General features: G+C 35.5%; 25 protein-coding genes. 15 read left to right on the forward strand and 10 right to left on the reverse strand.

What is annotated here, in order from left to right; all coding sequences use genetic code 11:
• Positions 1-53: 53 nt before the first annotated feature.
• Positions 54-911: an MBL fold metallo-hydrolase gene (locus HAV12_RS00065; RefSeq protein ID WP_171567945.1), complete on the reverse strand. Its 858-nt coding sequence runs from the start codon at positions 909-911 to the stop codon at positions 54-56.
• 241 nt (positions 912-1,152) lie between these two features.
• Entirely contained in the window at positions 1,153-2,067 is a 915-nt protein-coding gene (locus HAV12_RS00070; RefSeq protein WP_171567946.1) for a hypothetical protein, read from the reverse strand.
• A 370-nt stretch (positions 2,068-2,437) separates the two neighbouring features.
• Between HAV12_RS00070 and HAV12_RS00075 the strand changes: the two genes are divergently transcribed.
• The 8 genes from HAV12_RS00075 (at position 2,438) to sufD (ending at position 7,919) form a co-directional block, all read left to right on the forward strand.
• Positions 2,438-2,767: an iron-sulfur cluster assembly accessory protein gene (locus HAV12_RS00075; protein ID WP_171567947.1), complete on the forward strand. Its 330-nt coding sequence runs from the start codon at positions 2,438-2,440 to the stop codon at positions 2,765-2,767.
• A gap of 77 nt (positions 2,768-2,844) precedes the next feature.
• The gene (gene sufB, locus HAV12_RS00080; RefSeq protein ID WP_132032506.1) at positions 2,845-4,293 is read left to right on the forward strand and encodes a Fe-S cluster assembly protein SufB; all 1,449 of its coding nucleotides are present in this window, start codon (positions 2,845-2,847) and stop codon (positions 4,291-4,293) included.
• Between the two features lie 15 nt (positions 4,294-4,308).
• The gene (locus HAV12_RS00085) at positions 4,309-4,506 is read left to right on the forward strand and encodes a DUF2683 family protein (protein WP_171567948.1); all 198 of its coding nucleotides are present in this window, start codon (positions 4,309-4,311) and stop codon (positions 4,504-4,506) included.
• Positions 4,497-4,769 (forward strand): Txe/YoeB family addiction module toxin, encoded by a 273-nt coding sequence (locus tag HAV12_RS00090; protein ID WP_132032510.1) that lies wholly within the window; start codon positions 4,497-4,499, stop codon positions 4,767-4,769. The genes HAV12_RS00085 and HAV12_RS00090 overlap by 10 nt, the downstream gene beginning before the upstream one ends.
• Positions 4,770-4,775: 6 nt before the next feature.
• A complete protein-coding gene (locus HAV12_RS00095; protein WP_132032513.1) occupies positions 4,776-5,264 on the forward strand; it encodes a flavodoxin family protein in 489 nt (162 codons plus the stop codon).
• Between the two features lie 12 nt (positions 5,265-5,276).
• Entirely contained in the window at positions 5,277-6,023 is a 747-nt protein-coding gene (gene sufC, locus HAV12_RS00100) for a Fe-S cluster assembly ATPase SufC (protein ID WP_132032515.1), read from the forward strand.
• A gap of 80 nt (positions 6,024-6,103) precedes the next feature.
• Positions 6,104-6,493, forward strand: a complete 390-nt coding sequence (locus HAV12_RS00105; RefSeq protein WP_171571604.1) for a four helix bundle protein — start codon at positions 6,104-6,106, stop codon at positions 6,491-6,493.
• Positions 6,494-6,602: 109 nt separating this feature from the next.
• Positions 6,603-7,919, forward strand: a complete 1,317-nt coding sequence (gene sufD / locus HAV12_RS00110) for a Fe-S cluster assembly protein SufD (RefSeq protein ID WP_171567949.1) — start codon at positions 6,603-6,605, stop codon at positions 7,917-7,919.
• A 286-nt stretch (positions 7,920-8,205) separates the two neighbouring features.
• Here the strand turns inward: sufD and HAV12_RS00115 are convergent, their stop codons facing one another.
• Positions 8,206-9,552: a serine hydrolase gene (locus tag HAV12_RS00115; protein ID WP_171567950.1), complete on the reverse strand. Its 1,347-nt coding sequence runs from the start codon at positions 9,550-9,552 to the stop codon at positions 8,206-8,208.
• A gap of 199 nt (positions 9,553-9,751) precedes the next feature.
• On the opposite strand from HAV12_RS00115, the gene HAV12_RS00120 reads away from it, so the two are divergent.
• The 7 genes from HAV12_RS00120 to HAV12_RS00150 all read left to right on the forward strand — a co-directional run bounded on the left by HAV12_RS00120 (position 9,752) and on the right by HAV12_RS00150 (position 14,488).
• Positions 9,752-10,966, forward strand: coding sequence for an aminotransferase class V-fold PLP-dependent enzyme (locus tag HAV12_RS00120; RefSeq protein ID WP_171567951.1), 1,215 nt, complete (start codon positions 9,752-9,754; stop codon positions 10,964-10,966).
• A gap of 86 nt (positions 10,967-11,052) precedes the next feature.
• Positions 11,053-11,406: a hypothetical protein gene (locus HAV12_RS00125; RefSeq protein ID WP_370528472.1), complete on the forward strand. Its 354-nt coding sequence runs from the start codon at positions 11,053-11,055 to the stop codon at positions 11,404-11,406.
• 2 nt (positions 11,407-11,408) lie between these two features.
• Entirely contained in the window at positions 11,409-11,831 is a 423-nt protein-coding gene (locus tag HAV12_RS00130; RefSeq protein WP_132032525.1) for a SufE family protein, read from the forward strand.
• A gap of 120 nt (positions 11,832-11,951) precedes the next feature.
• Complete coding sequence (locus HAV12_RS00135) at positions 11,952-12,362, forward strand: GxxExxY protein (protein ID WP_171567953.1); 411 nt, start codon at positions 11,952-11,954, stop codon at positions 12,360-12,362.
• Between the two features lie 189 nt (positions 12,363-12,551).
• Complete coding sequence (locus tag HAV12_RS00140) at positions 12,552-12,875, forward strand: SUF system Fe-S cluster assembly protein (RefSeq protein WP_053472865.1); 324 nt, start codon at positions 12,552-12,554, stop codon at positions 12,873-12,875.
• A 74-nt stretch (positions 12,876-12,949) separates the two neighbouring features.
• Positions 12,950-13,459, forward strand: coding sequence for a DUF2480 family protein (locus HAV12_RS00145; RefSeq protein WP_171567954.1), 510 nt, complete (start codon positions 12,950-12,952; stop codon positions 13,457-13,459).
• Positions 13,460-13,537: 78 nt separating this feature from the next.
• The gene (locus HAV12_RS00150) at positions 13,538-14,488 is read left to right on the forward strand and encodes a DUF3078 domain-containing protein (RefSeq protein ID WP_171567955.1); all 951 of its coding nucleotides are present in this window, start codon (positions 13,538-13,540) and stop codon (positions 14,486-14,488) included.
• A gap of 415 nt (positions 14,489-14,903) precedes the next feature.
• Here the strand turns inward: HAV12_RS00150 and hflX are convergent, their stop codons facing one another.
• The 7 genes from hflX to HAV12_RS00185 all read right to left on the reverse strand — a co-directional run bounded on the left by hflX (position 14,904) and on the right by HAV12_RS00185 (position 25,753).
• A complete protein-coding gene (gene hflX, locus HAV12_RS00155) occupies positions 14,904-16,145 on the reverse strand; it encodes a GTPase HflX (protein WP_171567956.1) in 1,242 nt (413 codons plus the stop codon).
• A 168-nt stretch (positions 16,146-16,313) separates the two neighbouring features.
• The gene (locus HAV12_RS00160) at positions 16,314-17,180 is read right to left on the reverse strand and encodes a hypothetical protein (protein WP_171567957.1); all 867 of its coding nucleotides are present in this window, start codon (positions 17,178-17,180) and stop codon (positions 16,314-16,316) included.
• A 135-nt stretch (positions 17,181-17,315) separates the two neighbouring features.
• A complete protein-coding gene (locus tag HAV12_RS00165) occupies positions 17,316-18,665 on the reverse strand; it encodes a DUF5689 domain-containing protein (RefSeq protein ID WP_171567958.1) in 1,350 nt (449 codons plus the stop codon).
• A gap of 21 nt (positions 18,666-18,686) precedes the next feature.
• Positions 18,687-21,518, reverse strand: a complete 2,832-nt coding sequence (locus HAV12_RS00170; RefSeq protein ID WP_171567959.1) for a TonB-dependent receptor — start codon at positions 21,516-21,518, stop codon at positions 18,687-18,689.
• A gap of 288 nt (positions 21,519-21,806) precedes the next feature.
• On the reverse strand, positions 21,807-23,024 hold the full coding sequence (locus tag HAV12_RS00175; RefSeq protein WP_171567960.1) for an MFS transporter: 1,218 nt from the start codon (positions 23,022-23,024) through the stop codon (positions 21,807-21,809).
• A gap of 304 nt (positions 23,025-23,328) precedes the next feature.
• Positions 23,329-24,369 (reverse strand): Gfo/Idh/MocA family oxidoreductase, encoded by a 1,041-nt coding sequence (locus tag HAV12_RS00180; RefSeq protein ID WP_171567961.1) that lies wholly within the window; start codon positions 24,367-24,369, stop codon positions 23,329-23,331.
• Positions 24,370-24,682: 313 nt separating this feature from the next.
• Complete coding sequence (locus HAV12_RS00185) at positions 24,683-25,753, reverse strand: NADH:flavin oxidoreductase/NADH oxidase (protein ID WP_171567962.1); 1,071 nt, start codon at positions 25,751-25,753, stop codon at positions 24,683-24,685.
• Between the last annotated feature and the right edge of the window lie 65 nt (positions 25,754-25,818).

Below are 25,818 nucleotides of genomic sequence, written 5' to 3' on the forward strand. Positions count from 1 at the left end.
AATCCCATTTTCATCTATTTGAAAATGGGATTTTTTTATGTTTAAAAATTTCTTTAAAGGATATCTTCGCAAGTAAAAACGTCTTTCAACCGAACTCCTTTTTCGGTATGTTCCACTGTTATAATCTGGTTGTGCGCGTCGTGTTCCAAAAACAAATAAAAGTTATGGTCTGCAGCTGCATTTAAGAATTTTGATTTCTCCGGCATTGTCAATAAAGGTCTGGTATCGTATCCCATAACATACGGCAGCGGAATGTGTCCGGCAGTCGCCAGTAAATCGGCACAAAATACAATGGTTTTGTCTTTATACTTAATATGCGGAATCATCTGTTTTTCGGTGTGGCCGTCAACGTAGAAAATTTCAAAACCCAACTCTTGTGAAAAACCAAAATCATTATTGGGTCTTTGAATAAAATTCAGCTGGCCGCTTTCCTGCATCGGTAAAATATTCTCGGCTAAAAAGGAAGCTTTCTCACGAGGATTTGGTTTTGTCGCCCATTCCCAGTGATTTTCGTTAGTCCAGTACGTGGCGTTTTTGAAAGCCGGTTCATAACCTGTTCTGCCAGCATTCCACTGTACACTTCCTCCACAATGATCAAAATGAAGATGTGTCATAAAAACATCCGTAATATCATCCCTCTGAAAACCATATTTCGCCAGCGATTTGTCTATCGAATGCGATCCCCAAAGCGAGTAATATCCAAAAAACTTTTCCGATTGTTTGTCTCCCATTCCGGTATCGATCAAAATCAGGCGATTCCCTTCTTCAATAAGAAGACAACGCGCTGCAATATCAATCAGATTATTGCCGTCGGCAGGATTGGTTTTGTTCCAGATTGTTTTAGGCACAACCCCAAACATCGCACCTCCATCAAGTTTAAAATTTCCGGATTCTATTGGATAAAGTTTCATGAGCTTAAGTTTCTATTAGTGAAACAAAGCTAGGAAATTGGATTTCCTTATGCTAAACATTAACCTTCAAAAACGCAATCTTTCTTAATTAGAGGAAAAGAAATAAAAAAATCCGCCACAAATTTCACTAATTTTTACTAATCATTTAGAAACTCACATCTCAAAATGAAATTGCTGAATTCATTTATAATCGAAAGAAAAATTAGTAAAAATTAGCGAAATTAGTCGCAAAAAAATCACCTTATTCGAGCGTAATAGAAGCGCTACCCATGATTTCCTGCTTGTCGAAGAAATTGACAAAGTAAGTTCCTTTTTGAAATTGAAATCCGTCTTCCTCATTCAAAATTCCATAAACATTGGCAGGTTTTCCCTGAAAGTCAACCACCACTATAAAACTATAAACCAAAGCTTTATCAGTATCAAATTCGATCAGTTTATTTTCTCCCAGAACGGTGTTTTTCTGATCCAGCACCTGAATGTAAAAAACTTTCTTTCCCGTTTTTGCAACAGTATTTCCATTAACAGAAAAACTAATCTTTAATTTTTCGGTGTTTTTGGCTTTATCGGTTTCCAATTCTTTTCCCGATTTTTTTTCACGAAGTGCAATTACCTTAAAAGTATTCGCTGATAATTTAGACGCATCAATTAAAGTGGATTCTAGCTTTTTTTGTTTCAATAGTAAAGTATCATTTTCTGCTTTTTGCTTATACATTACCAGATTCTGACTCTCAATTTCAGTCAGTAAGTTTTTATTTTGAAATTTTAAATTTTTAATTTCAAGCACTTTAGCACTTAAATCCGATAATTGCTTTCGATAAACCTTTATTTGTGAAGGCGAAGGATTTTTAGAGTATTTGATAATTTCCATCAGATTTTCAACGTTTCTTCTTTCCAGTTCCAATTCCTGAGAAAGGGCTGTTTTTTCCAGAATCGCGACATCATAAGCCAACTTTAAAACATTTAGAGAATCTAATATATTCTTTTGGTCCTTGGTTTCCTGACTGGGTTCCACAATTCCCTGTAATTTATTTACATCCTTGGTTTTTTCCCTGTCAATGGGTCCCTTACTAAAAATAAAGACTGTAGCCCCTAGTCCAAAACCGAAAAATACTGCCAGAAGTGCTGTCAGCCACTTGTTATTGTATTGTTCTTTCATAAACTCACAATTTTCTGCAAAAATACCACTAATTAATTAGCGAGAATACGTATAAATACGCCTTTTTAACATTTTACGAATATTATTGACGCTTAAACCCTACAAAACAATTTCCTTACTCATTATTCTTCAATTTAAGTAATTACAGAAGTCATGCGAAACATAAAAACGGCTGCTGCAATTATTATATAACTTCTGTCTATTTTAACATTTGTTATAATAATGTGAACCATTATGGAAAAAGGTTTTTAAGTCGTATCTTTGCAGATAATTTCATTTCAACATTGAAAGACAGCACTTTAAAATGTAATAATTTCATTACTATTAAATGCAGCTTAAAAGATAAGAAAAGATAAATACCATAAACACAATGATAAAAGTTTCTGATACAGCCAAAAAGAAAATCATCGACCTGATGAAAGATGATGGTTTTGATGCCGCTAATGACTACGTACGCGTAGGTGTAAAAAGTGGCGGATGCTCTGGTTTGTCATATGATTTAAAATTTGATAAAACGAAAGGCGACGACGATAAAATATTTGTAGACAACGACATAACAATTGCAGTTGAAAAAAAATCATTTCTATACTTAGCCGGTACAATCCTTGAATTTTCCGGAGGATTAAATGGAAAAGGTTTTGTGTTTAATAATCCAAATGCAAGCAGAACCTGTGGTTGTGGAGAATCTTTTTCCCTATAAATCAAACGAATTTATAAAAGCAAAAATTTAAATGTTTAAGAAAATCAATTTCTTACAGCGTTTTAAAAAAGAAAAAAATGTCAAAATACACTGAAGACGATTTAAAAATCGAACTCGAAACCAAAGAATACGAATACGGATTTTATACTAATATTGAATCGGAAACATTCCCTATTGGATTAAATGAAGATATTGTTCGCGCTATTTCTCTTAAAAAAGAAGAACCTCAATGGATGACCGACTGGCGCATCGAGGCTTTTCGGGCATGGAAAGAAATGATCGAACCGGAATGGGCCAATGTACATTATACAAAACCCGATTTTCAGGCGATTTCTTACTATTCTGCTCCAAAACAGGTAGATCCGTCCAAAACTTTGGATGATGTAGATCCGGAACTTTTAGAGATGTACAAAAAATTAGGAATCTCTGTCGATGAACAAAAAATGATGAACAATGTCGCTATGGACATTGTGGTCGATTCTGTTTCTGTGGCTACGACTTTCAAAAAAACACTGGCAGAAAAAGGAATTATTTTCTGTCCGATTTCTGAAGCCATTAAAGAACATCCTGAATTAGTTCGTAAATATTTAGGAAGCGTTGTTCCTCAAAAAGACAACTTCTATGCTGCATTAAACTCAGCGGTTTTCTCTGACGGAAGTTTCTGTTATATTCCAAAAGGCGTTCGTTGCCCGATGGAACTTTCAACTTACTTCAGAATCAATCAGGCCGGAACAGGACAATTCGAAAGAACCCTTGTTATTGCTGATGCCGGAAGTTATGTTTCATACTTAGAAGGCTGTACGGCTCCAAGTCGTGATGAAAATCAATTGCACGCTGCTGTAGTTGAATTGATCGCGATGGATGATGCTGAAATTAAATATTCTACCGTTCAGAACTGGTTTCCCGGAAACAAAGAAGGAAAAGGTGGTGTTTATAATTTTGTGACCAAAAGAGGCATATGCGAAACAAACGCTAAAATTTCCTGGACACAAGTAGAAACAGGTTCTGCAGTAACATGGAAATATCCTTCCTGTATCTTGAAAGGAGACAATTCAGTTGGAGAATTTTATTCTATAGCCGTAACCAATAATTACCAACAGGCAGATACCGGAACCAAAATGATCCATTTAGGAAAAAATACTAAATCGACTATTATTTCTAAAGGTATCTCGGCAGGTAAATCACAAAACAGTTACCGCGGATTAGTGCAAATTAGCCCAAGAGCTGAGAATGCAAGAAACTTTTCGCAATGTGATTCCCTTTTAATGGGAAACAACTGCGGTGCACATACTTTCCCTTATATAGAAAGTAAAAATCCGTCGGCTAAAATAGAACACGAAGCAACTACAAGTAAAATTGGAGAAGATCAGGTATTTTATTGCAACCAAAGAGGTATTCCGACTGAAAAAGCGATTGCCTTAATTGTAAACGGTTTCAGTAAAGATGTACTGAACAAATTGCCAATGGAATTTGCGGTTGAAGCTCAAAAATTATTAGAGATTTCTCTTGAAGGATCTGTTGGATAATAAAAAACAAGAATTATGGATATCATCTTAAAAAATGTAAAGAAAAAAGATTTTCCAGTTTTAAAATCCCTGGCAAAATCTCTTGGCTTTGAAATTGTTGAAGAAAATGAAAAACCATACAATTCAAAGTTTGTAAAAGAAATTCTTGACGCGGAAAAAAGTATTGAAGAAGGAAAAGGAATTAAAATAAAAATTGAAGATTTGTGGAAATAATTTATTCTGAAAAGGCACAAAAGGATATTCTTTTTTGGAAGAAATCCGGAAACAAATCAATAATGAAAAAAATCACAAGTTTAATTGAAGACATTTTAATTCATCCTTATGAAGGACTGGGAAAACCGGAACAATTAAAATATGAATTATCCGGAAGATGGTCAAGAAGAATCGATAAAGAACATCGAATAATATATAGAATAACAGAAGAAAACAATATCGAAATACTCAATATACTTTCTATGAAAGGACATTACGAATAAGTATTAATGGAAAACAAATCAGTCATCATTTTAGGCTCTTCCCGAAAAAATGGAAACACCACAAAAATTGTAGATCAAATCGCTAAAGATGCTGCAACAGATGTAATTAATTTGAGCGATTATACTATTTCCTATTATGATTATGAAAGCAAAAACATAGATGATGATTTTTTGCCTTTGATAAGAAAAATACTCGAAAAGTATGATACTTTGATTTTTGCGACTCCTATTTATTGGTATAATATGAGTGGAATTATGAAAGTTTTCTTTGATCGCATTTCGGATTTAATCCGTATTGAGAAAGAAACCGGAAGAAAACTCAGAGGAAAGAAAATTGGCGTGATTTCCAATTCACATGACAATGAAATTGAAGAAAGTTTTTACATACCGTTCAAAAAATCAGCCGATTATTTAGGCATGGAATATTTAGGACACGCGCATTTTAATGCCAACATCCTAAACCAGACAACAAAAATAGAATTGACATTTATATAAAATAAAAAAACAATGTTATCAATAAAAAACCTTCACGCCTCAATTGGTGATAAAGAAATCCTTAAAGGAATTAACATAGAAGTTAAAGCTGGCGAAGTACACGCTATCATGGGGCCTAACGGTTCCGGGAAAAGTACCCTTTCGGCTGTAATTGCCGGAAACGAAAACTACGAAGTTACTGACGGAGCTGTTTTCCTTGACGGAGAAGACCTTGCTGATTTAGCTCCGGAAGAAAGAGCACACAAAGGAGTTTTCCTTTCTTTTCAATATCCTGTAGAAATCCCCGGAGTAAGTGTTACTAACTTCATGAAAACGGCGATCAACGAAACCCGTAAAGCAAACGGTCAGGCCGAAATGCCGGCTAACGAAATGCTGAAAGTGATTCGTGAGAAATCGGAATTACTGGAAATTGATCGTAAATTTTTATCCCGTTCTTTAAACGAAGGTTTTTCGGGTGGTGAGAAAAAAAGAAACGAAATTTTTCAGATGGCAATGTTAGAGCCAAAATTAGCCATCCTTGACGAAACCGATTCAGGTCTTGACATCGATGCTTTAAGAATTGTAGCTAACGGAGTTAACAAATTGAAAAGCGAGAAAAATGCCATTATCGTGATCACGCACTACCAACGTTTGTTAGATTACATCGTTCCGGATTTTGTTCACGTTTTATACAACGGAAGAATAGTAAAATCAGGAGGAAAAGAACTGGCTTACGAACTGGAAGAAAAAGGATACGACTGGATTAAAGCAGAGAACTAAATTTTTAGTTTCATGTTTCATGTTTTTTTTAGTTTCAAGTTAAATTACATTTTGTAAGTTTAAACTTAAAACAAAAATACATAGCAACTATAACTCGATTTGAAGATTTAGAAATTTGGAAAGAAGCTCGACGATTAGCAAAAGAAATTCATCTTATTGCAATTGAAACAGAATTAAGATCAGATTTCAGATTCAAAAATCAAATAAAAGATTCTTCTGGCTCGGTGATGGATAATATTGCTGAAGGTTTTGAAAGAGATGGGAATTTAGAATTTCGACAATTTTTATCAATAGCAAAAGGTTCGGCCGGAGAAACAAGATCTCAGCTTTATAGAGTTTTCGACTTTGAATATATTTCAGAACAAAAACTCGAAGTTTTAAAAACAGATTATGAAAATTTAAGTGGTAAAATAAAAAACTTTATCACTTATCTCAATAAAAAGGATTTCAAAGGAAATAAGTTTCAATAGACAACCTGAAACTTTAAACCTGAAACAAAAAAACGGATATTAAAGGTAACAAGTCGCAACAGGTAACCTGAAACTTGAAACCTGAAACACCGAAGGAAACAAAAGAACAATGGATTTAAAAGAAAAATTAGTATCGTCTTTTATGGCTTTTGAAGAGCGTGTTGATGTACATTCAGATTTACATGACATACGCACGAACGCCTTAAAAAACTTCGAAAATAAAGGTTTCCCAACCAAAAAAGAAGAAGCATGGAAATACACATCGCTAAACGCCATTTTAAAAAATGACTTTACGGTTTTTCCGAAGCAGGAAAATGCAATTGAATTTAATCAGGTAAAAAAATACTTTTTACATGAAATCGATACGTATAAATTAGTATTTATCGATGGTATTTTCAGTTCACATTTGTCTTCTACGACGCATGACGGAATCGATGTTTGCTTAATGTCATCGGCATTGACCAAACCAAAATATAAAATGATTATTGATACGTACTTCAATCAGATTGCAAGTAAAGACGAAAGTTTGACTTCGTTAAATACTGCTTTTGCAAGTGAAGGGGCTTTTATCAATATTCCACAGAAAAAAGTAGCCGACAAGCCTATTGAAGTGATGTATTTCTCTACAGGAAATGAAGCTGCACTTATGGTTCAGCCAAGAAATTTGATTATTGTGGGAGAAAATTCACATGTTCAGATTATCGAGCGCCACCAAAGTTTGAATGAAAATCCGGTTTTAACCAATTCGGTTACAGAGATTTTTGCTCAAAAACGTGCCATTGTTGATTATTACAAAATTCAAAACGATAATAGTGAAGCCAACCTGGTAGACAACACTTATGTTTCACAACAACAGGAAAGCCATGTTTACGTACATACGTTCTCCTTTGGAGGAAATATTACACGTAACAATCTGAACTTCTATCACTTTGGAGAAAGACTGACAAGCACCTTAAACGGAATCACAATTATCGGTGAAAAACAACACGTAGACCATTATACACTGGTAAACCACTCAACACCAAATTGCGAAAGTTTCCAGGATTATAAAGGGATTTTCTCAGATCGTTCTACAGGAGTTTTCAACGGAAAAGTTTACGTAGAAAAAGAAGCTCAAAAAACAAACGCTTTCCAAAAAAGCAATAATATTTTATTGAGCGATAAAGCAACAATCAATGCAAAACCGCAATTGGAAATTTTTGCTGATGATGTAAAATGTTCTCACGGATGTACTGTCGGACAGCTGGACGAAACCGCAATGTTCTACATGCAGTCACGCGGAATTCCAAAGAAAGAAGCAAAAGCTTTATTGATGTACGCTTTCTCAAATGCCGTTATCGAAAGCATTAAAATACCGGAATTAAAACAACGTATTACCAAAATTATCGCCATGAAATTAGGCGTTAATTTAGGATTCGATTTGTAATAGCTTAACCGCAAGGTTCGCAAAGATTTACGCAAAAGTCTGCAAAGTTTATATAAAAAACTTTGCGGACTTTGCGCTTTTCACCTGGCGTTCTTTGCGGTTAAATTATTTTTTTAATCTAACAATAAGAAATATAAATCCTAAAAATGACAGGCTTAATCCAAGGCAAAAACAAATTGTACTTATTGGATGTCCTACTGTTGTAGTAAATCCAAAACCACCAAGAAGCCAACCAAAAAACAACAGACACACTGGTAATAGAAAATTTCTTTTTTTCATTATAAACTTACTTCTTCACACTATCAATTATCCCTTTCAAAAACCCATTAAAATCAAATCCCTGATCCTCCTCTTTCAATCCCATTCTCACAATCACCATATCCAGAGATGGAATAATCGCTACCATCTGCCCCTGATATCCGCTGCAATAATACATATCACGAGGCACATCAGGAAATTTCCCTCCCGCGTTTAACCAGAATTGCGCACCATATTTTCCTTCAGAAGTATTGGTTGGAGTTGATGTATATTTTACCCAGCTTTCATCCAGAATCTGTTCTCCGTTCCAGTTGCCTTTATGAAGGTACAACAATCCGAATTTCGACCAGTCGCGGGGTGTCGCCCAGCCGTAAGATGAGCCTACAAAAGTTCCGGACATATCCTGTTCGACAATCATCGAGCTCATTCCGATTTTATCGATTACGGCACTGTACCAGAAATCAAGATATTCCTGTTGCGTTTTAAACTGACTCTTTAAAATTCGGGACAATAAATTTGTAGTTCCGGAAGAATAATTCCAATGTGTATCGGGTTTAAATTGTGCCGGTTTATCCATTTGTACTTTTCCCATGTCTTCTGCCTGAAAAAGCATTTTTGTCGCATCACAAATAGTACTGTAATTCTCCTCCCATTCCAAACCCGAATTCATGTGCAGTAAATCATTAATCGTAATATTTTTGCGATCATCATTTTTCCATTCTGCAATTGGGGCTGGTTTATAAATATCAATTTTTCCTTGTTTGGCTAAAACTCCAAAAGCCGAACTTGTAATACTTTTTGTCATGGACCAGCCTAGAATTTTGCTGTCTTTTGTAAAACCGGTATCGTATTTTTCGGCTATCAGTTTATCTTTATACAAAACTACAACTGCCCGTGTACGTTTTGTTTTTCCTTCGTTTTTATCAAAAGAATCATCAACAGCTTTTTTCAATTTCGAATAATCCACATTCGAAAAGAGTGTGTCGGCCGGATCAATATTTCCGTAAGGAAAAGGTAATGGTTTCGATTTTGCCCTTTTTGGCAACAAATAAGGTTTCGAAACATCAAAATCATCATTAATTAAAACAGCACCCAAACCTTCCCGATAAATTGCTTTTCGCTCTTTTAATCCGTAGACATTTGACGTTGCAAACTTTCCCGCTTCATCAATTGAATTGGAAGCCAGATCTATCATCTTGATGTCATTGTCCATTTTTTGAATTAAATCCAACGGCCGATTATCCAGAAAATGCCCGGAAGCTATACTTTTGGCAGAAAAACCGGAAATCAGATCAAGCTTCGGATAAGTTGTAAACCCAAAATATAAAAAAGCAATAACTAAAACAAGTACAAGCAGTTTGAGGATTTTTTTCATAATTTTTCAGATATTTTTACTGCAATATAATTAATTTATACGCACGTTTTTACAACCCAATTTAGAAATACAATTCGGAAAATTCAGAAATCAACCTTTTAGCCTTCTGTTGATGGCGTCATAAAAGGAAATTATAGAATAGCCGTATAAAACAATTTAGTTTTAGTACTTTTGTAAATAGATTTTTTCTAAATAAGACATGCTAGATATTCAAAAAATAAGAGCTGAATTTCCAATACTTTCACAAACTGTAAACGGAAAACCCTTAGTATATTTCGACAACGGTGCGACTTCACAAAAACCACAAATTGTGATTGATGCTATCGCGAAATATTATCAGGAAATAAACGCCAACATTCACCGCGGTGTTCATACTTTAAGTCAATTAGCTACAGATGCCTACGAGATTTCCCGTGGCAAGGTACAGCACCATATAAATGCTAAATTCACGCATGAAGTTCTCTTTACTTCGGGAACTACACACGGAATTAATTTAGTGACCAATGGTTTTGCTTCGATTTTAAAACCGGGTGACGAAGTAATTGTTTCGTCTCTGGAACATCACAGTAATATTGTACCCTGGCAGATGTTATGTGAAAAAACAGGAGCTACATTGAAGGTTATTCCAATGAACGAAGACGGAGAATTGATTATGGAAGCCTATGAGGCACTTCTTTCTGAAAAGACAAAAGTGGTTACCGTAAACCATATTTCAAATGCTTTGGGAATCATCAATCCTATTAAATATATGATCGAAAAAGCACATGCTGTCGGCGCGGCTGTTTTAATTGATGGAGCACAGGCTGTTCCGCATTTAAAACCGGACGTTCAGGACCTTGATTGTGATTTTTATGCTTTCTCCGGACATAAAATGTGCGGTCCTACAGGAACCGGAATTTTATACGGAAAGGAAGTCTGGCTCAACAAACTTCCTCCGTATCAGGGTGGTGGTGAAATGATCAAAGAAGTGACTTTCGAAAAAACAACTTATGCTGATCTGCCCCATAAATTTGAAGCAGGAACCCCAAATATTGCCGGCGGAATTGTATTAGGTACAGCGATTGATTATTTGAATACTGTTGGTTTTGAAAATATCCAAAAGCAAGAAGAAGAATTACTGGCACACGCCACAAAACGTTTACTAGAAATTGAAGGCCTGAAAATTTACGGAACCGGAAAGAATAAAGCTTCTGTTGTTTCGTTTAATATTGATGGAATTCATCCTTACGATATTGGTTCGATAATTGATAAATTAGGAATTGCGGTTAGAACCGGGCATCATTGTGCTCAGCCAATTATGAATTTCTTTTGTATTCCCGGAACAATCCGTGCTTCTTTTTCTTTTTACAATACTGTAGAAGAAATTGATTTGATGGTAGAAGCCGTCAAAAAAGCTAAAACAATGCTAAGCTAAAAAAAAACAAAACTATGCGAATATTATCTTTATTACTTTTAACTGTCTTTATAGCAACTGGTTGTTCAAGCCAAAAAAAAGCAGACATGACATTGACTCAAATTGAATATTCAGCTGTTTCAAGAGGACTTTATAAAAAAATCCTTGTTCAGAATGAATCCGTTTCTGTTACAAATGGCAGAAACGAAGAAGCCGTTGAAACTAAAATAGAGGCTTCAAAATGGAACAAAATTGTTTCTGAATTTGAAAAAGTGAATTTAGAAAGCATTCCCGATCTCAAAGCCCCAACAGAAAAACGCTTTTATGATGGTGCTGCAATCGGAAATTTAAAAATAACTTCAAACGGAAAAACCTACGAAACAAAAGGGTTTGACAATGGTTTTCCTCCAAAGGAAATTGAAAAACTGGTCAACTTATTAGTAGATTTTGCTAAAGAATAATTATGACAATAAAAGAAATTCAAAACGAGATAATAGATGAGTTTTCAATGTTTGATGATTGGATGCAGCGTTACGAATACATCATCGAATTAGGAAAAAGTCTCCCGTTGATAAACGAAGAATACAAAACGGATCAAAATTTAATCAAAGGATGCCAGTCGAAAGTTTGGTTACAGGGCGAACAAACTGATGATAAAATTGTATTTACTGCAGACAGTGATGCTATTTTAACCAAAGGAATTATTGCCATTTTAATTCGTACTTTTTCCAATCAGAAAGCAAAAGATATTCTCGATGCAGACACTGATTTTATTGATGAAATCGGATTAAAAGAACATTTATCGGCAACACGTGCAAACGGATTAGTGTCGATGATAAAAAATATTAAAATGTACGCTTTGGCTTTTAATGCCAAAAACAACTAGGAAACCATATAAGTTATGTAAGTTCATATAATTGGAACTTGAATAATTTACTGGGGAAAAAATATTTTAAAAAAGTAAGTTTTATCTTTCTTTTATTTCCTATTATTGCTAAAAAAGCAGATGATAAGAAAGAAATATTTAGCTGATTTAATATATCACGTTAATGGAGCAGCAATTGAAGTTCATAAAAATGTTGGGCCGGGACTTTTAGAAAGTATTTATCATCAATGCATGATTAAGGAATTATCTCTAAGACATATTAGTTTTAAATCTGAGTTAATAATTCCTATTGAACATAAAGGTTTAGAATTAGAGTCGGATTTAAGATGTGATTTATTTATTGAAGACTGTTTAGTCCTCGAATTAAAAGCGGTAAATCAAATTATACCAATTCACATCGCTAAGCTAATGTCATATATGAAACTTTTAAATTCACCAATAGGACTCATGATAAATTTTAACGTCACGAATATTTATCACGAAGGTCAAAAAACATACGTCAACGAATTGTATCGTTGGTTAGAAGATTAGATTAAACCATATAGGTGATATAAGCACATATAAGCTGGAACGCTTATGTTTTTATACGATGAAAAACAAAAATTATAAACACGTACTTAAATGAACTTATATCACTTATATGGTAAGGAAAAAAAATTACACATACCATACTTAAATGAACTTACATCACTTATATGGTGAAAAACAAAAAACAATAAAATGGAACAAGAAATAGACACAAACGAATTAGGTGAATCAATCGTAAAAGTTTTAAAAGGAATTTACGACCCTGAGATCCCTGTAGATATTTACGAGTTAGGACTGATTTATGACGTAATGGTAAACACCGACTATGAAGTAAAAATCCTGATGACCTTAACCTCTCCAAACTGTCCGGTTGCAGAAAGTTTACCAAGGGAAGTAGAAGAAAAAGTAAAAACAATCGAGCATATAAAAGATGTTGATGTAGAAATTACTTTCGATCCGCCATGGAGTAAAGATTTAATGAGCGAAGAAGCAAAATTAGAATTAGGAATGCTTTAAGAAAGTATACCGTTTTCAGTCTCAGTTTTCAGTTTTTACTGAGACTGAGACTGTAAACTGAAAACTAAAAAAAAATGGAAGAAATAATCAATAAAGTTGCCAATAGTACCCTGGAAGTATTTGATCTTGAAGATTATTATCCAAAAGGGATGCGTGTGCAACTTGACATTTCACAATGGCTTTTAGAAGGTTTTTTATTAAAAGAAAAAGACTTTAGAGAGCATTTAAAAAATCACGACTGGTCACAATATCAGGATCAGTATGTTGCCGTTAACTGCAGTACCGATGCTATTATTCCCGCCTGGGCTTTACTGTTAGTTGCGGTTCAATTGGCACCTTATGCAAAAAAAACAGTTAACGGAACTATCGAGGATCTAAACGGAAGTTTATACGAAGATATCTTAAGCAAGATTGATTATTCAGCATACAAAAACAAACCTGTTATTGTAAAAGGCTGCTCAAAAAAGCCTGTTCCTGTGCGCGCTTATATTTTAGCAACAACCTATTTACAACCTTTTGCAAGAAGCATTATGTACGGAGAGGCATGTTCTGCAGTACCTCTATACAAAGAAGTTAAGAAATAGCGCACTTTAACCACCAATTAATCCTACAGAATCTGGCAGTTTTTAGTATATTTGTTATTACACTTTAAACTAAATACTATGAGAAAGATATTCTTATTACTCTTCGTTTTAGCAAATCTTACTTTTGTTCAGGCACAAAATTCCGAAAAAGAATTAGTTCAAAACACTGAAAAAGCCGTAAAAAAATTAAATGATACGATTGAGGGTGAAGGCTGGAAAGCAAAAGGAATTGTATCTCTTTTACTAAATCAATCCAGTTTTAATAACTGGCTCGCAGGAGGGGAAGACAGTTTCTCGGGAACTTTAGGAATCAACTACGACTTTAATTATAAAAAGGATGACATCACCTGGGATAATAAAATTCTGGCTTCCTATGGGATTTTACAAACTAAAAATTCTGATTTTGGAAAAAAGACCGATGACCGTTTAGAATTTAATTCAATAGTCGGAAAAAGAGCTTTTGGCGACTGGTATTACTCTTTCTTTTTAAATTTCAGAACCCAATTCTCGACTGGTTACCTTTACGGTCAGGATGCAAATGGAAAAGAAATCCGTACAGCAAATACCAAATTTATGTCCCCGGGATATCTCACCACGGGTCCGGGTATTTACTGGTCTAAAGATGACAATCTCAAAATAAACTTTGCACCGTTGACCTCAAAATTTACTTTTGTAGACAGTGCTTATACTTCAGGAATCGATCAGGGAACCGGATTACCTTATGTTGACGGAGCTTATTTTGGCGTAGATGCCAATAAAAGCATTAGATACGAGCTTGGTTTTTATACTTCCGTTTATTACAAACTTGCCATTATGACCAACGTAACGGCAGAAAATACTTTGAATTTATATTCTAATTATTTAGAAGATCCTCAGAACGTAGACATTAATTACTCTCTGAATATTATCATGAAAGTAAACAAATTCTTGTCTGCCAATTTAGCCTTCCAGGCTATTTATGACGACAATGCTTTTCAGGGTTTTCAAACCAGGGAAGTTTTCGGTTTGGGAATTAATTTCGGATTCTAATGTAAAAAGGAACCGATTGTATTTTTACCGCAGAGACTCCAAGTTTAAAAACCTAAAGAAAACTTTGCGACTCTGCGACTTTGCGAGATTAATATGAAATGCTTAGCGAACTTTGCGGTTAAGGTTTTGCCGTAGATTTAAAACTGTGCAGTAAAGTTTCCCGCAGATTTGGCTGATTAAGCAGATTTTCTTTTTTAATAATTTTTTAAAATAGATTCGTAAAATCTGCGAGACAAAAAATATTCGCAAAATGAAAAAATTAATATTTCTCGCAAAAATACTAAGATTTAACACGTTAGGGCTTATAAAAAATACAAAGTTCGCAAAGCTAAATCCTAGATAAAGCTTTGCGAACTTTGTGTTTATAAAGGTACGTTGGATATAATCCTGGCGTTCTTTGCGGTACAACTTTTATTTATTCCTCATCCTGTTTTTCTTCTTTCTCGATTGCATCCTTATAATCCGGATACAAAAATTTATTATACGGAAATCTTGTGATATGAATCTGGCGAACAGCTTCATAAACGGTTTCCCTAAATTCTTCGAAATTTTCTTTTTGGGTTGCCGAAATAAATAACGCTTTATCCTGACCAACATTACTCATCCAGGTTTGTTTCCATTCCTCAAGCGTATAATGTCTTCTGGTCTTTTCGGTAATCAAATCATCTTCATCGATCGTCAAATGTTTGTAAGCATCAATTTTATTAAAAACCATAATAGTTGGTTTGTTATTACTTTTGATGTCTAACAGGGTCTGATTTACCGATTCGATATGATCCTCGAAATCCGCATGTGAAATATCCACCACATGCAACAACAGATCCGCTTCACGAACCTCATCTAAGGTACTTTTAAAGGAATCTACCAGTTGCGTTGGTAATTTTCTAATAAAACCTACCGTATCCGAAAGCAAAAATGGTAAGTTTTTAATCACCACCTTACGAACAGTTGTATCCAGCGTTGCGAACAATTTATTCTCAACAAAAACATCACTTTTACCAACAGCATTCATCAAAGTCGATTTTCCAACATTGGTATAACCCACAAGGGCAACGCGCACCATCGCTCCGCGATTGCTACGCTGAACTCCCATTTGCTTATCGATTGTTTTGATCTTGTCTTTTAATAACGAAATCCTGTCACGTACAATACGTCTGTCCGTTTCAATCTCCGTTTCACCGGGACCACGCATACCAATACCACCTTTCTGGCGTTCAAGGTGTGTCCATAAACCGGAAAGTCTTGGCAGCAAATAGATACACTGCGCCAATTCTACCTGCGTTCTTGCATAAGAAGATTCAGCTCTTTGCGCAAAAATATCCAGAATCAAATTAGTTCTGTCCAGAATTTTACAATCAATAATTTTTGATATATTTTTCTGTTGTGATGGTGATAATTCATCATCAAAAATTAAAGTTGATATCTCATGTTCTTTTACAAAAAGATTAATTTCTTCTATCTTCCCTGTACCGACAAAAGTCTTCGGATTCGGGCGCTCCATTTTTTGCGAAAAACGTTTAATCACTTCACCTCCTGCGGTAAAAGTCAAAAACTCTAATTCGTCTAAATATTCGTTTAGTTTTTCCTCACTTTGATTTTGAGTTACAATACCAACAATGGCGGTTCTCTCAAAATTTATAACTTCTTTTTCTAACATAGCTTTGAATAAGGTGCAAATTTAATGATTTGTAAGCTACTACCCTTATAGAATTTTATTTTTAAGTTCTATTTGGGAAATTATGCTCTTCATTTAAAAAAAAAACAAGTCCTTTAAAAATTAAAATCTTAATTTCTAAAGGACTTAAAAAAATAAAGTATATCGTCTTTATTCGTAAATAAAAGTCTTTTCTGTTTTTACAATACCATTTTCTTCAAGCTGAGAACAAGATATTGGATAATTCAATTTATTGTATTTGTATTTTCTGCTTACCGCTACTAAAGCTGTAGACGAAGGACTAAAATTCATTTCATTGTTATAAGAAATAGTCTCAAAAGTAAATTCATCTTCGTGATACGAAATCATTGGTACAATTATTTTGTAATTATCTCCAAAAAGATTCTGAACAATTAATGATTCTACCGATTTTTTATCATCATAAGTATAGGTTTTAGAGATTTTATCTCCAACTAAACCTTTGTGTTTTGCGACATTATCATTCACATAAACATACTCTATTTTACCAATGATCTGCTTGTTTCTATCGCGGGAAGTACGTCTTACGATAATACCATTTTCAACAATGTATTCAATATCATCAAGAATATTCTGGTGATTGGTACTTTTTTTAGTGATTGCTTTTATTCTCGCTCCTTCGTAAGTAAAAGTTACCGTTTTGGTAATGTAATCATTACCTTCATGATATTTGTTTACGAATTTTACAATGTTGTTGTCTGCGTCATAAGTGTAATTGATCACCTCTTTCCAGTCGCTTCCAATTTTTTCTTTTACGGTCATATCCAGTAATCCGTTTTTGTTGTAAAAGAATTTCTGAATTACATCAGAAGTTGTAATCGTTTGTATTTTTCCTTCACTAAAAACGACTGTTTTATTTACAATTTCACCGTCCTTGTAGTTCTGGTAATTTGTTTTTACAATGTTGATTTGTTTTAATCTGACAGGTGGAGCATCCTGGCTATGTACTAAACATGGAAACACCATCATTAGGATGGCAATTAAGTAGATTTTCTTCATGGTATTTGTATCAATTTGGGATGACCAAAATACAAAATTCCATTAAATTTAACAGTTATAAGTTTAAAAACTATACATTTTTAAATAATCTTCTAAAAACCAATACTTTAATTTAATTTTTAAAAAAAGTTGTGGCTACTTTTCCCCATAAATCTTAACATCATCAATCATAAAGGCGCCATTTAAGGTTTTGTCTTTTCCGGAACCTCTGTATTTGAAGGCAATATTAATCTTTCCGGAATAAGAGGCTAAGTCTATAGCTCCTGAACTTATAAACTGACGGGGAGGCGTGGATTGTGTTGCTGTTTTTGCGGATAATTTTGTCCAATTGGCTTTGGTTACATTTGAGCCGTCAAAATTGGAGGAGACATAAATTTCTACTGCATTTAATGGAGAATCCACTTTTAAATCATGTTGCGCACTTCTAAAAGATAAGATTGCATTTTTATACGAATCCAAATCGATTTTAGGAGAAACAAGCCAGGCGATGTTTTCGGCAGCGGTTGTGCTTGTGGTATTAAATTCGGCATAGCCATTTCCTCCATACACAATGCTTTTCCATAATTTTGAGGCTTTTTCAACGATATTGCCCCATCCCGGAAGATTAAAATTTACGTTGTTTTTTACCGATTGGAAATCTTCCGAAAAGAAAGGCGCACTCCTTTTCCCTTCCATTACAACATCCCTTTCAAATCTCGCCACTAATTGATAATCGGATCCGAATTTTGTGATCACTCCACGCACTTTTCCACTTCCGTCCGGTACAATACCGGCAGCAAAATTCGCAAAACTACTGGTCCTGAAAATAATCTGATTCCCTGTCTTATCAGTCAGGTTCCAATTGGTTGCGCCACCAATAGTATTGGATTCCTCAAAATAATGACGCCCGATTGCAGCTTCCGTAAATTGTACGTCTTTAAGCTCTACCAATGTGTTGAGCTTGTTTTCATTTAATGCTTCCGCTATCGAAAGAGACTGAACCAATTGATTTTCATCAACCACAATACAGGAAGCATTCAGCACACTTTTATAATCATTTTGTGAAACTCTGCCTATTGTTGGCTCACCTGAATTACTCGCATACAAACTGCCAATTCTTAAAGCGCCATAACTTAAATCTGTATATTGATTTTTAAGCCTGATATAAACTTTATTGCCGACACCAAAATCTATGTAGCTATTGGCTGCATCTACAGCGACACTAAATCCTGCGGCAGGATTTTGCGCATTCGCTAAGGTCTGAAAAGAAATAGTTCTGAAAAAATTCCCCCCTTCATCTGACGATACCACATATCCTTCAATTATATCATCATAATTATATTGCTTTGGAACTATACCTGAAACACTTTTTACTTTTTCTACCGTTTGGTTTACGGGCAGGTCAAGCTGCTCGCATCCTAATTTAGGAATTTCAATTTCAGTACTGCAAGCGCAAAACAGGGATAACTGTAGTGTGAAAAAAGATCGCAAGTATATATTTCTCATAATATAATCTGTTTTTAAGTTTTATAAAGTGATACTAATGTTTACGAAATAAGTTCTTCCGTATCCATAAAAATATTTGGGACCAAACGATGGGGTTTTACTCGAAACATCCTGATTAAGTGCTCTAAAATTGGCATTTCTTGCCTGTTCAAACCCACCGGTTTTATACGACGAATCAAAAACATTATTAACACTCGCAAAAAAACCAACATATTTTCCGAAAATCCGCCAGGACTTTCCTCCTGTAATATTTAGGAAAGAAACCGGACTGAATTTTTCCTGTCTTAGTAGTTCAGAAGCCCGTTCTTCTGTGGCTTCGGGAAATGCTAAACCACTTTTTGAATTGACGTAGAAACGACTGGTTCTTGCGATTGGGGAAACATCTATATAACTATCGGTTAAGTAATTAATATTCGCAGCAAGCCACCAAAATTTAGGATCCCTGTATTCCAAACCTAATGAATAGGCTTGTTGCGGCATACCCGGCTGTTTGTAATTTTTAAGATAGGATTCTCCAAAATCAAAAGTGGCCTGTGTATTTGCTTTTGCAGCATTGGCATCATTGGTGATCGAAACATTCGGGTTACTGCTATAGGTATAATTGCCGTATGCAGCAGATAAAGTTGTTTTTAATGTTGCTGAAGCCTGATATTCAAAACTAAGTTCAGCTCCGCTGTTTTTCTTGTCTAAATTGCTTAAAGTCTGACTTACAAAAGCATCCGTATTATTATAACCGGCTCCTTTGTCAAAAATTCCTTCGGCATAAAAAAAAGATGTTTTGGTCGTGTTTTTTATCAGGCTATAATAAACGGTTGTCCTGATTTTAAGTTTGGGCGAACGGTACACATAATTTCCTTCTATACTGCTTATGTTTTCATTTTCAATTCCGTTCACAATCGAGTTATTGAGCCGCGAATTTGAAAAAGTATTGCGAAGGGAGGGTGCTTTTGTCAGATACATTCCATTAAAAAAAAGTCCTTGTTTTCCTGAAATTTTATAAGTAAATCCGCCTTTGAAACCAAAATTTTCAAAACTTACTTTCTGACTTTTACCAAGGGAAGTGGTTCGATAAATTCCGTTTTGATACAATCCTTCTCTTTGATAATCCCACACAGAATAAGATTGTGCCAGATAAAACTCTGTTTTTTTATAATTGAATTTAAACTGTGTAAAAGCATCAATAGTGGTTGCCAAAAAATTATAATTGTACCCATACTGATCTCCCGCTTTTACCTGTCGATTTGGATTTCGCAAATCAGATTGTGCCTGATTGCCGATGTAGAACGCATCAATATCCATAAAATATTCGCCTCCCAATAAATCTAAAAGATACTGAAACTGGTGTGATTTTAAATTCCGGAAAGTAATTCCGCCGTCAAAAGCACTGTTTTCTGTAAGCTGTATGTTTACGTTTGAGTTTGCGGCAAATGTTTTGTCGTCTGTCCGGTCTTCGTACAAAACATAATGACTTTGCACTGGCCCATACCCTGTAATAATTCCGTCAGCATTTGTTATGGGTTTCTGATTGGCACGATAGATTTCTTCCCAGTTAATCTGAGTATTCTTCAAAAACAATTCTTTACTTTTTTCGGCATTTTTATAATCCGGAGTAAAATCACCGGAGAACTCTCCTCTATCAGAAGCATACATGGAGCTGTAATAACTTGGTAATTTGCGATAATAAACAGGATCCGGACTTGGTGTATTCTGATAATCAATATTGCTGTTTCCTGTTTTACCAAACTGGTACAGTATGGCCGAATTCAGGTTCGTTTTTTCATTAATTTTAAAATAATGGTTCAGCATTAAAAGCGGTTCTTCGATATTTTTTACTCTGGCATTTCGTTTTTTTCCGTTTTGCCAACCCCAATAGGAATTGTATTTTCCGTCTGTCAATGCAGTAACTTCAGTTGTATTGGCGGAGTTTTTTCCACGCGAATTTGGCGTGTAAAATCCTGTAAAATTAATCGCGTTCCTTCTGTTTAAGTTTTTTTCGATACTTAGAAAAAAAGATTCCCCATCGAAATTGGTTCCTTCAAAATAACCTTCATTTCCAATACGTTTCCCTGCTGAAACGACATACGCCCAGCCTGCAGAATTCATACCTGAAGCGTAAGTTCCTGTAGCACGCCAGTTATAAGTTGTATTACTTCCCGACAACGAAATACGTTCTCCTTTTCTGTACAAGGAAGCCCGCGTATAAATTTGCTGTGTTCCTAAAATGCCTCCAAAAGTATAAAGGGAAGAAGCCGCACCAATAGAAAATTCCTGATTTCGAAGAACATCATTTAATCCTCCCCAATTTCCCCACTGCGGTCTTCCGTCGTAAATTTTATTCATTGGCATCCCGTTAAGCATCATGGTACCGTTTTCACTGTCCAGACCGCGAACCTTAAACCGGGCTTGTCCCCAATTAAAAGCGGAGGCCTGAAAAAAAGCATCTTTCGCAGATTGCAGAAGACCAGAAGTCATTTCGCTGGAACTGTTATCATCCGACAAATCACTATCCAGCAAGGTAATCAAAGTTCCCTGTACCTCATCTGTAAAATTATCTTCCAATTGTAAGGTTCCTAAAGTAAGGTTGGCATAGATATTAATTTTCAGCAGCAGATCTTTGTATCCCTGACTGTGCAGCAAAAGCAATTGCTCTCCTTTAAGGGAAGAATACAAAACGAATTTTCCATTTGCTGTAGTAAGTTGTGTGACAGAAGAGTTTTGAATGCTTACGACAACATTCTCTAAGGGACTTTGTGTTTTTGCATCAATCACAATTCCTGAAATGGCAATTTCCTTTTGTGCAAAAGCAAGTCCAAAAGGCAGCAAAATAAAAAACAATACATACTTTTTTCTCATGGAGATCACCAATTAACTTTGATAAATTGTTTAGGATTAGAATGTTTTAAAAACAAAACATTTAATCATTACATCAAAGGATACAATTGGTCTTTGGAAAAAAAGGTATTATAATAGAAGAACTATCGTTCATGCTTCAAAGATAGTATTATTAATTAAAATAATACTTTTCTTACTATTTTATTTTATAGATGAATAAAAAATTCTAAATCCATACCAATTTACACTAATCTGATTTCGTCATGAGATCTTATGGTGTGCTATAAAATATTCGAAAAAGATGCTTAATTAAGTAGTTCTGATTTTAGAAACCATAAACGCAATCAGAACACCAAAGATTCCGATAAAAGCAAAGGAGAACTGAAGTCCGAAGTTTTGGGCAATGTGTCCGATTACCGGTGGTCCCATTAAAAATCCCAAAAAACTAACGCTGGAAACTATCGTTAAAGCTTCTCCGGGTGGAACTGTCGGATTTTTTCCTGCCATACTGTACACTGTTGGAACAATTGTCGCAACTCCCAGTCCAACCAGCATAAAAGCAATCGTACAAGGTATAATATAAGGAAGAAAAACTGCGGTAAAAAGTCCGGCAGAAATCATCACACCGCTGATTTGCATGACGCGTTCACGGCCAAATTTATTGATCATTCCGTCTCCTAAAAATCGACCGCTTGCCATCATAATCATGAATGAAGTGTATCCTAAAACCACTAATGGTCCCGGTGCTTCCACAACATCTTTAAAATAAACGCCACTCCAGTCAAACATAACTCCTTCGCTGGCCATACTGCAAAAACCAATCACGCCGAGCCAGATTAATGCGCTGTCCGGTTTCACAAACAGCTTTTTCTTTTCTCCGGTTTTTGCTTTAATTTTTTCTTTGGCTCTCACCAGAAATTTGAAATTAAAAGCAACCATAAGCAGCACTACTACACCAACAATTAAAAAATGGTGCAGCGGGCTTAAGTTTAAGGCTAACATGCCCAAACCGACCAAAGCTCCTGTAAATCCGGCAAAGCTCCACATGCCGTGAAAAGACGACATGATTGTTTTTTTGAAAAGAACTTCGGTATAAACGCCTTGTGTATTGACGGCAATGTTGGCTAAGTTTCCAAACAATCCGAACAAAAACAAGCCTAACGATAATTGCAAAACGGTCGTTGCCAAACCTAAATTGGCAAGGCATAAAACATACATGATCAGCGAAAAAATCAAGATACGATGGCTCCCGAATTTAGTTACCATTTTTCCTGAAAAAGGCATGATTACCAACTGACCTACGGGCAATGCAAAAAGTATAGATCCTAAATCTCCTTCGGTGAGGTGCAGTGCGGTTTTAATATCCGGAATCCGGCTTGCCCAGGTTGCAAAACTTAAACCCATTCCAAAATAAAACATTCCGACAGCAAAACGAATTCGGTTTAAATAAGAAGCCTTTGCTTCTCTGTAGACTTTCTTAATTTTCCCTTTGGCCTGAAAGAATGATAATGGATTGAAATTGATCAAAATAATGCATTTAATGTTTGTGTGGCAAAAGTACTAAAAAGCTACTTTACAGACTACCAAACCCTTTCGGTTCCCTGATTTATAACGTTATTGTTTATAAATTGTACGCTTAATGAAGCAGAAAAGGTATTGGGGCGCGGGTTTTATGGGTTAGGCGGATTGACACGGGTTTTTCTTTTTTGCCTTTTCGATAGCTATCGGAAGTGGCACGAAAAACGCGCACTGCTATCGGGATCAAGGATAAAAGAATTCAAGAAATCTGTGTCAATCCGCGTAATCTGCCAAATCTGCGGGCAAAAAACCCTTAAAGAATAATAACCTTTTGCTGCGCAGCACTCGCAATAGCAGCTTCTATAATCTGCATTACTTTTACACCATCTTGTGCCGTAACCGGTTCTGTTTTATCATTTGCAATTGATTCGTAAACACCATCAAAAAATGAAAAATAATTCCCCTGAAGTGTTGGTACTTTTTCACGGACTTCTTTTCCGTTGATTTCAGTATGCAACAAGCCTTGTAAAGTGTCCGATTCTGTTCCCCAGGATTCTAAATTTGGTTTTTTTCCGAGTTTTAAATCGTCTTCCTGAACATCACCGCGGGGTTTCAGGAAAGATCCTTTTTTTCCGTGAAGCGTGTATGCGGGGTTGGCTTCCCTAACAAAAAAACCGGCTTTTAGACGAACCCTTAAATCAGCGTAAATCAATACTACATCGATCCAGTCGTCCACTAAAGAATTTTCTCTTGTCATTCTGATATCACCGGAAACGGCTTGTGGTGAGCCAAACAAAGCAACCGCCTGATCTATTAAATGCGGCCCTAAATCTTTTAGGATTCCGGCGCCATCATTCACAGTTTCTTTATGGGCTTTCGGGCTCAACAACGGATTGTATCTGTCAAAGTGAAACTCGGCTTCGACCAAATCTCCTAAAACTCCATCGCTGATTATTTTTTGAACGGTTTTGAAATCACTGTCCCAGCGTCGGTTCTGGAAAACGGCCAACTTCAGTCCTTTGTCTTTTGCAATTTTTGCCAGTTCCTCGGCTTCGGCCACAGTAGTGGTGAACGCTTTTTCTACAACGGCATGTTTTCCGGCCAATAATACTTTTTTTGCATATTCGTAATGGGTCCCAACCGGGGTATTTACGATGACCAAATCGACGTCATCGGCTAATAATTCGTCAATAGAAGGGTAACTTTTTACGTTAGGATAATCTTCCTGAATGAGTTTTTTGCTTCTTTCCCAGGAACCTAATAATTCAAATCCCGTATGAAGGTTTAAAAACGGGGCGTGAAAAACTTTCCCCGACATTCCGTATGATAATAGTGCTGTTTTTATTTTTTGCATTTTCGTTTGGTTTTTTTGTCACGGATTATTGTGATTGAAAATTTCTTTTGCCACAGATTTTGTGATTAAAAAAAGATTTTTTTGCCACTAATTTCCGCGAATTCATTTAATGCTTTTTTACTGCATTGAATTTTTGTATTGTTTTTTTGCCACAGATTATTGTGATTGGAAAGATTTTTTTTTTGCCACTAATTTCACAAATTTCCGCGAATTAATTTAGCTTTTTTACACGCACTGATTTGTGAAAATTCGTGAAATTCGTGACCACCTTTTTTAATCCTTTAATCAAAATAATCTGTGGCAAAAAAAAAAATTAAATCTTAGCGCGTTCATATTGTTTGGGCCACTGAATATCGTCGTTTAGTTCTTTGGCGAAATCCAAAGGCAGGTTTGGGTTTCTTAAAGATTCCCTCGCGAATAAAATCAAATCGGCCTGACCGTTATTCAAAATTTCTTCGGCTTGTTGGGCTTCGGTTATTAAGCCTACTGCACCGGTCAGGATATTGGCTTCTTTCTTAATTTTTTCAGCAAAAGAAACCTGATAACCGGGACCAATCTGAATTTTTTGATGTGATACTAATCCTCCGGAAGAAACATCGATAAGATCTACTCCTTTATCTTTTAATATTTTCGAAAGCTTTACAGATTCTTCGGGATTCCATCCTCCTTCTGCCCAGTCTGTTGCTGAAATTCGAACGAATAACGGCAAATCTGAGGGCCATTCGGACTGAACGGCTTCGACAATTTCTAAAGTAAAACGGATTCTGTTTTCAAAACTTCCTCCATATTCATCGGTTCTCACATTCGTTAAAGGCGATAAAAACTGATGCAATAAATAACCATGTGCCCCATGAATTTCCATTACCTGATAACCCGCGGCAAAAGCCCTTTTGGTCGCTGCTTTGAAATCTGAAATTACCTTTCGGATTCCATTTTGGTCTAAAGCTTCCGGAAGAAACGGTTCGTCGTCGTGATACGGAATCGCACTCGCAGAAACCGTCTGCCATCCGCCATGAGCGAAATCTAATTTTTTATTGCCTTCCCACGGAGCCGAAACACTGGCTTTTCGTCCGGCATGCGCCAATTGAATTCCGGGAATGGAGTTTTGAGAAACGATAAATTCGTTGATCTGTTTTAATTTTTGAATGTGCTCGTCTTTCCAGATTCCAAGATCTGACGGAGATATTCTCGCTTCGGGAGAAACGGCTGTCGCTTCCTGAATGATCAAAGCTGCTCCGCCACTGGCACGACTTCCTAAGTGAACCAAATGCCAGTCGTTTGCAAATCCGTCAACTGCGGAATACTGGCACATAGGCGAAATAACAATTCTGTTTTTTAAGGTAATTTTTTTTATTGTAAGTGGAGAAAATAATAATGAAGCCATATTTTGTAACTTTTAATAGTTGTGTGCTACCTATTGGGTACGATAGCGTTTAAAAAAGTAAAGTT

It is taken from the genome of Flavobacterium sp. CLA17, from assembly GCF_013112255.2.
Classification (GTDB): Bacteria; Bacteroidota; Bacteroidia; order Flavobacteriales; family Flavobacteriaceae; genus Flavobacterium; species Flavobacterium circumlabens.

Coding starts and splice junctions, on each gene's coding strand:
- HAV12_RS00120 (WP_171567951.1), top strand. CDS start 9,752: ATGCTAGATATTCAAAAAATAAGAGCTGAATTTCCAATACTTTCACAA.
- HAV12_RS00165 (WP_171567958.1), bottom strand. CDS start 18,665: ATGAGAAATATATACTTGCGATCTTTTTTCACACTACAGTTATCCCTG.
- HAV12_RS00150 (WP_171567955.1), top strand. CDS start 13,538: ATGAGAAAGATATTCTTATTACTCTTCGTTTTAGCAAATCTTACTTTT.
- HAV12_RS00070 (WP_171567946.1), bottom strand. CDS start 2,067: ATGAAAGAACAATACAATAACAAGTGGCTGACAGCACTTCTGGCAGTA.
- HAV12_RS00180 (WP_171567961.1), bottom strand. CDS start 24,369: ATGCAAAAAATAAAAACAGCACTATTATCATACGGAATGTCGGGGAAA.
- sufB (WP_132032506.1), top strand. CDS start 2,845: ATGTCAAAATACACTGAAGACGATTTAAAAATCGAACTCGAAACCAAA.
- HAV12_RS00145 (WP_171567954.1), top strand. CDS start 12,950: ATGGAAGAAATAATCAATAAAGTTGCCAATAGTACCCTGGAAGTATTT.
- sufD (WP_171567949.1), top strand. CDS start 6,603: ATGGATTTAAAAGAAAAATTAGTATCGTCTTTTATGGCTTTTGAAGAG.
- HAV12_RS00170 (WP_171567959.1), bottom strand. CDS start 21,518: ATGAGAAAAAAGTATGTATTGTTTTTTATTTTGCTGCCTTTTGGACTT.
- HAV12_RS00115 (WP_171567950.1), bottom strand. CDS start 9,552: ATGAAAAAAATCCTCAAACTGCTTGTACTTGTTTTAGTTATTGCTTTT.
- HAV12_RS00095 (WP_132032513.1), top strand. CDS start 4,776: ATGGAAAACAAATCAGTCATCATTTTAGGCTCTTCCCGAAAAAATGGA.
- HAV12_RS00075 (WP_171567947.1), top strand. CDS start 2,438: ATGATAAAAGTTTCTGATACAGCCAAAAAGAAAATCATCGACCTGATG.
- HAV12_RS00160 (WP_171567957.1), bottom strand. CDS start 17,180: ATGAAGAAAATCTACTTAATTGCCATCCTAATGATGGTGTTTCCATGT.
- HAV12_RS00085 (WP_171567948.1), top strand. CDS start 4,309: ATGGATATCATCTTAAAAAATGTAAAGAAAAAAGATTTTCCAGTTTTA.
- HAV12_RS00130 (WP_132032525.1), top strand. CDS start 11,409: ATGACAATAAAAGAAATTCAAAACGAGATAATAGATGAGTTTTCAATG.
- hflX (WP_171567956.1), bottom strand. CDS start 16,145: ATGTTAGAAAAAGAAGTTATAAATTTTGAGAGAACCGCCATTGTTGGT.
- HAV12_RS00065 (WP_171567945.1), bottom strand. CDS start 911: ATGAAACTTTATCCAATAGAATCCGGAAATTTTAAACTTGATGGAGGT.
- HAV12_RS00135 (WP_171567953.1), top strand. CDS start 11,952: ATGATAAGAAAGAAATATTTAGCTGATTTAATATATCACGTTAATGGA.
- sufC (WP_132032515.1), top strand. CDS start 5,277: ATGTTATCAATAAAAAACCTTCACGCCTCAATTGGTGATAAAGAAATC.
- HAV12_RS00140 (WP_053472865.1), top strand. CDS start 12,552: ATGGAACAAGAAATAGACACAAACGAATTAGGTGAATCAATCGTAAAA.
- HAV12_RS00125 (WP_370528472.1), top strand. CDS start 11,053: ATGACATTGACTCAAATTGAATATTCAGCTGTTTCAAGAGGACTTTAT.
- HAV12_RS00185 (WP_171567962.1), bottom strand. CDS start 25,753: ATGGCTTCATTATTATTTTCTCCACTTACAATAAAAAAAATTACCTTA.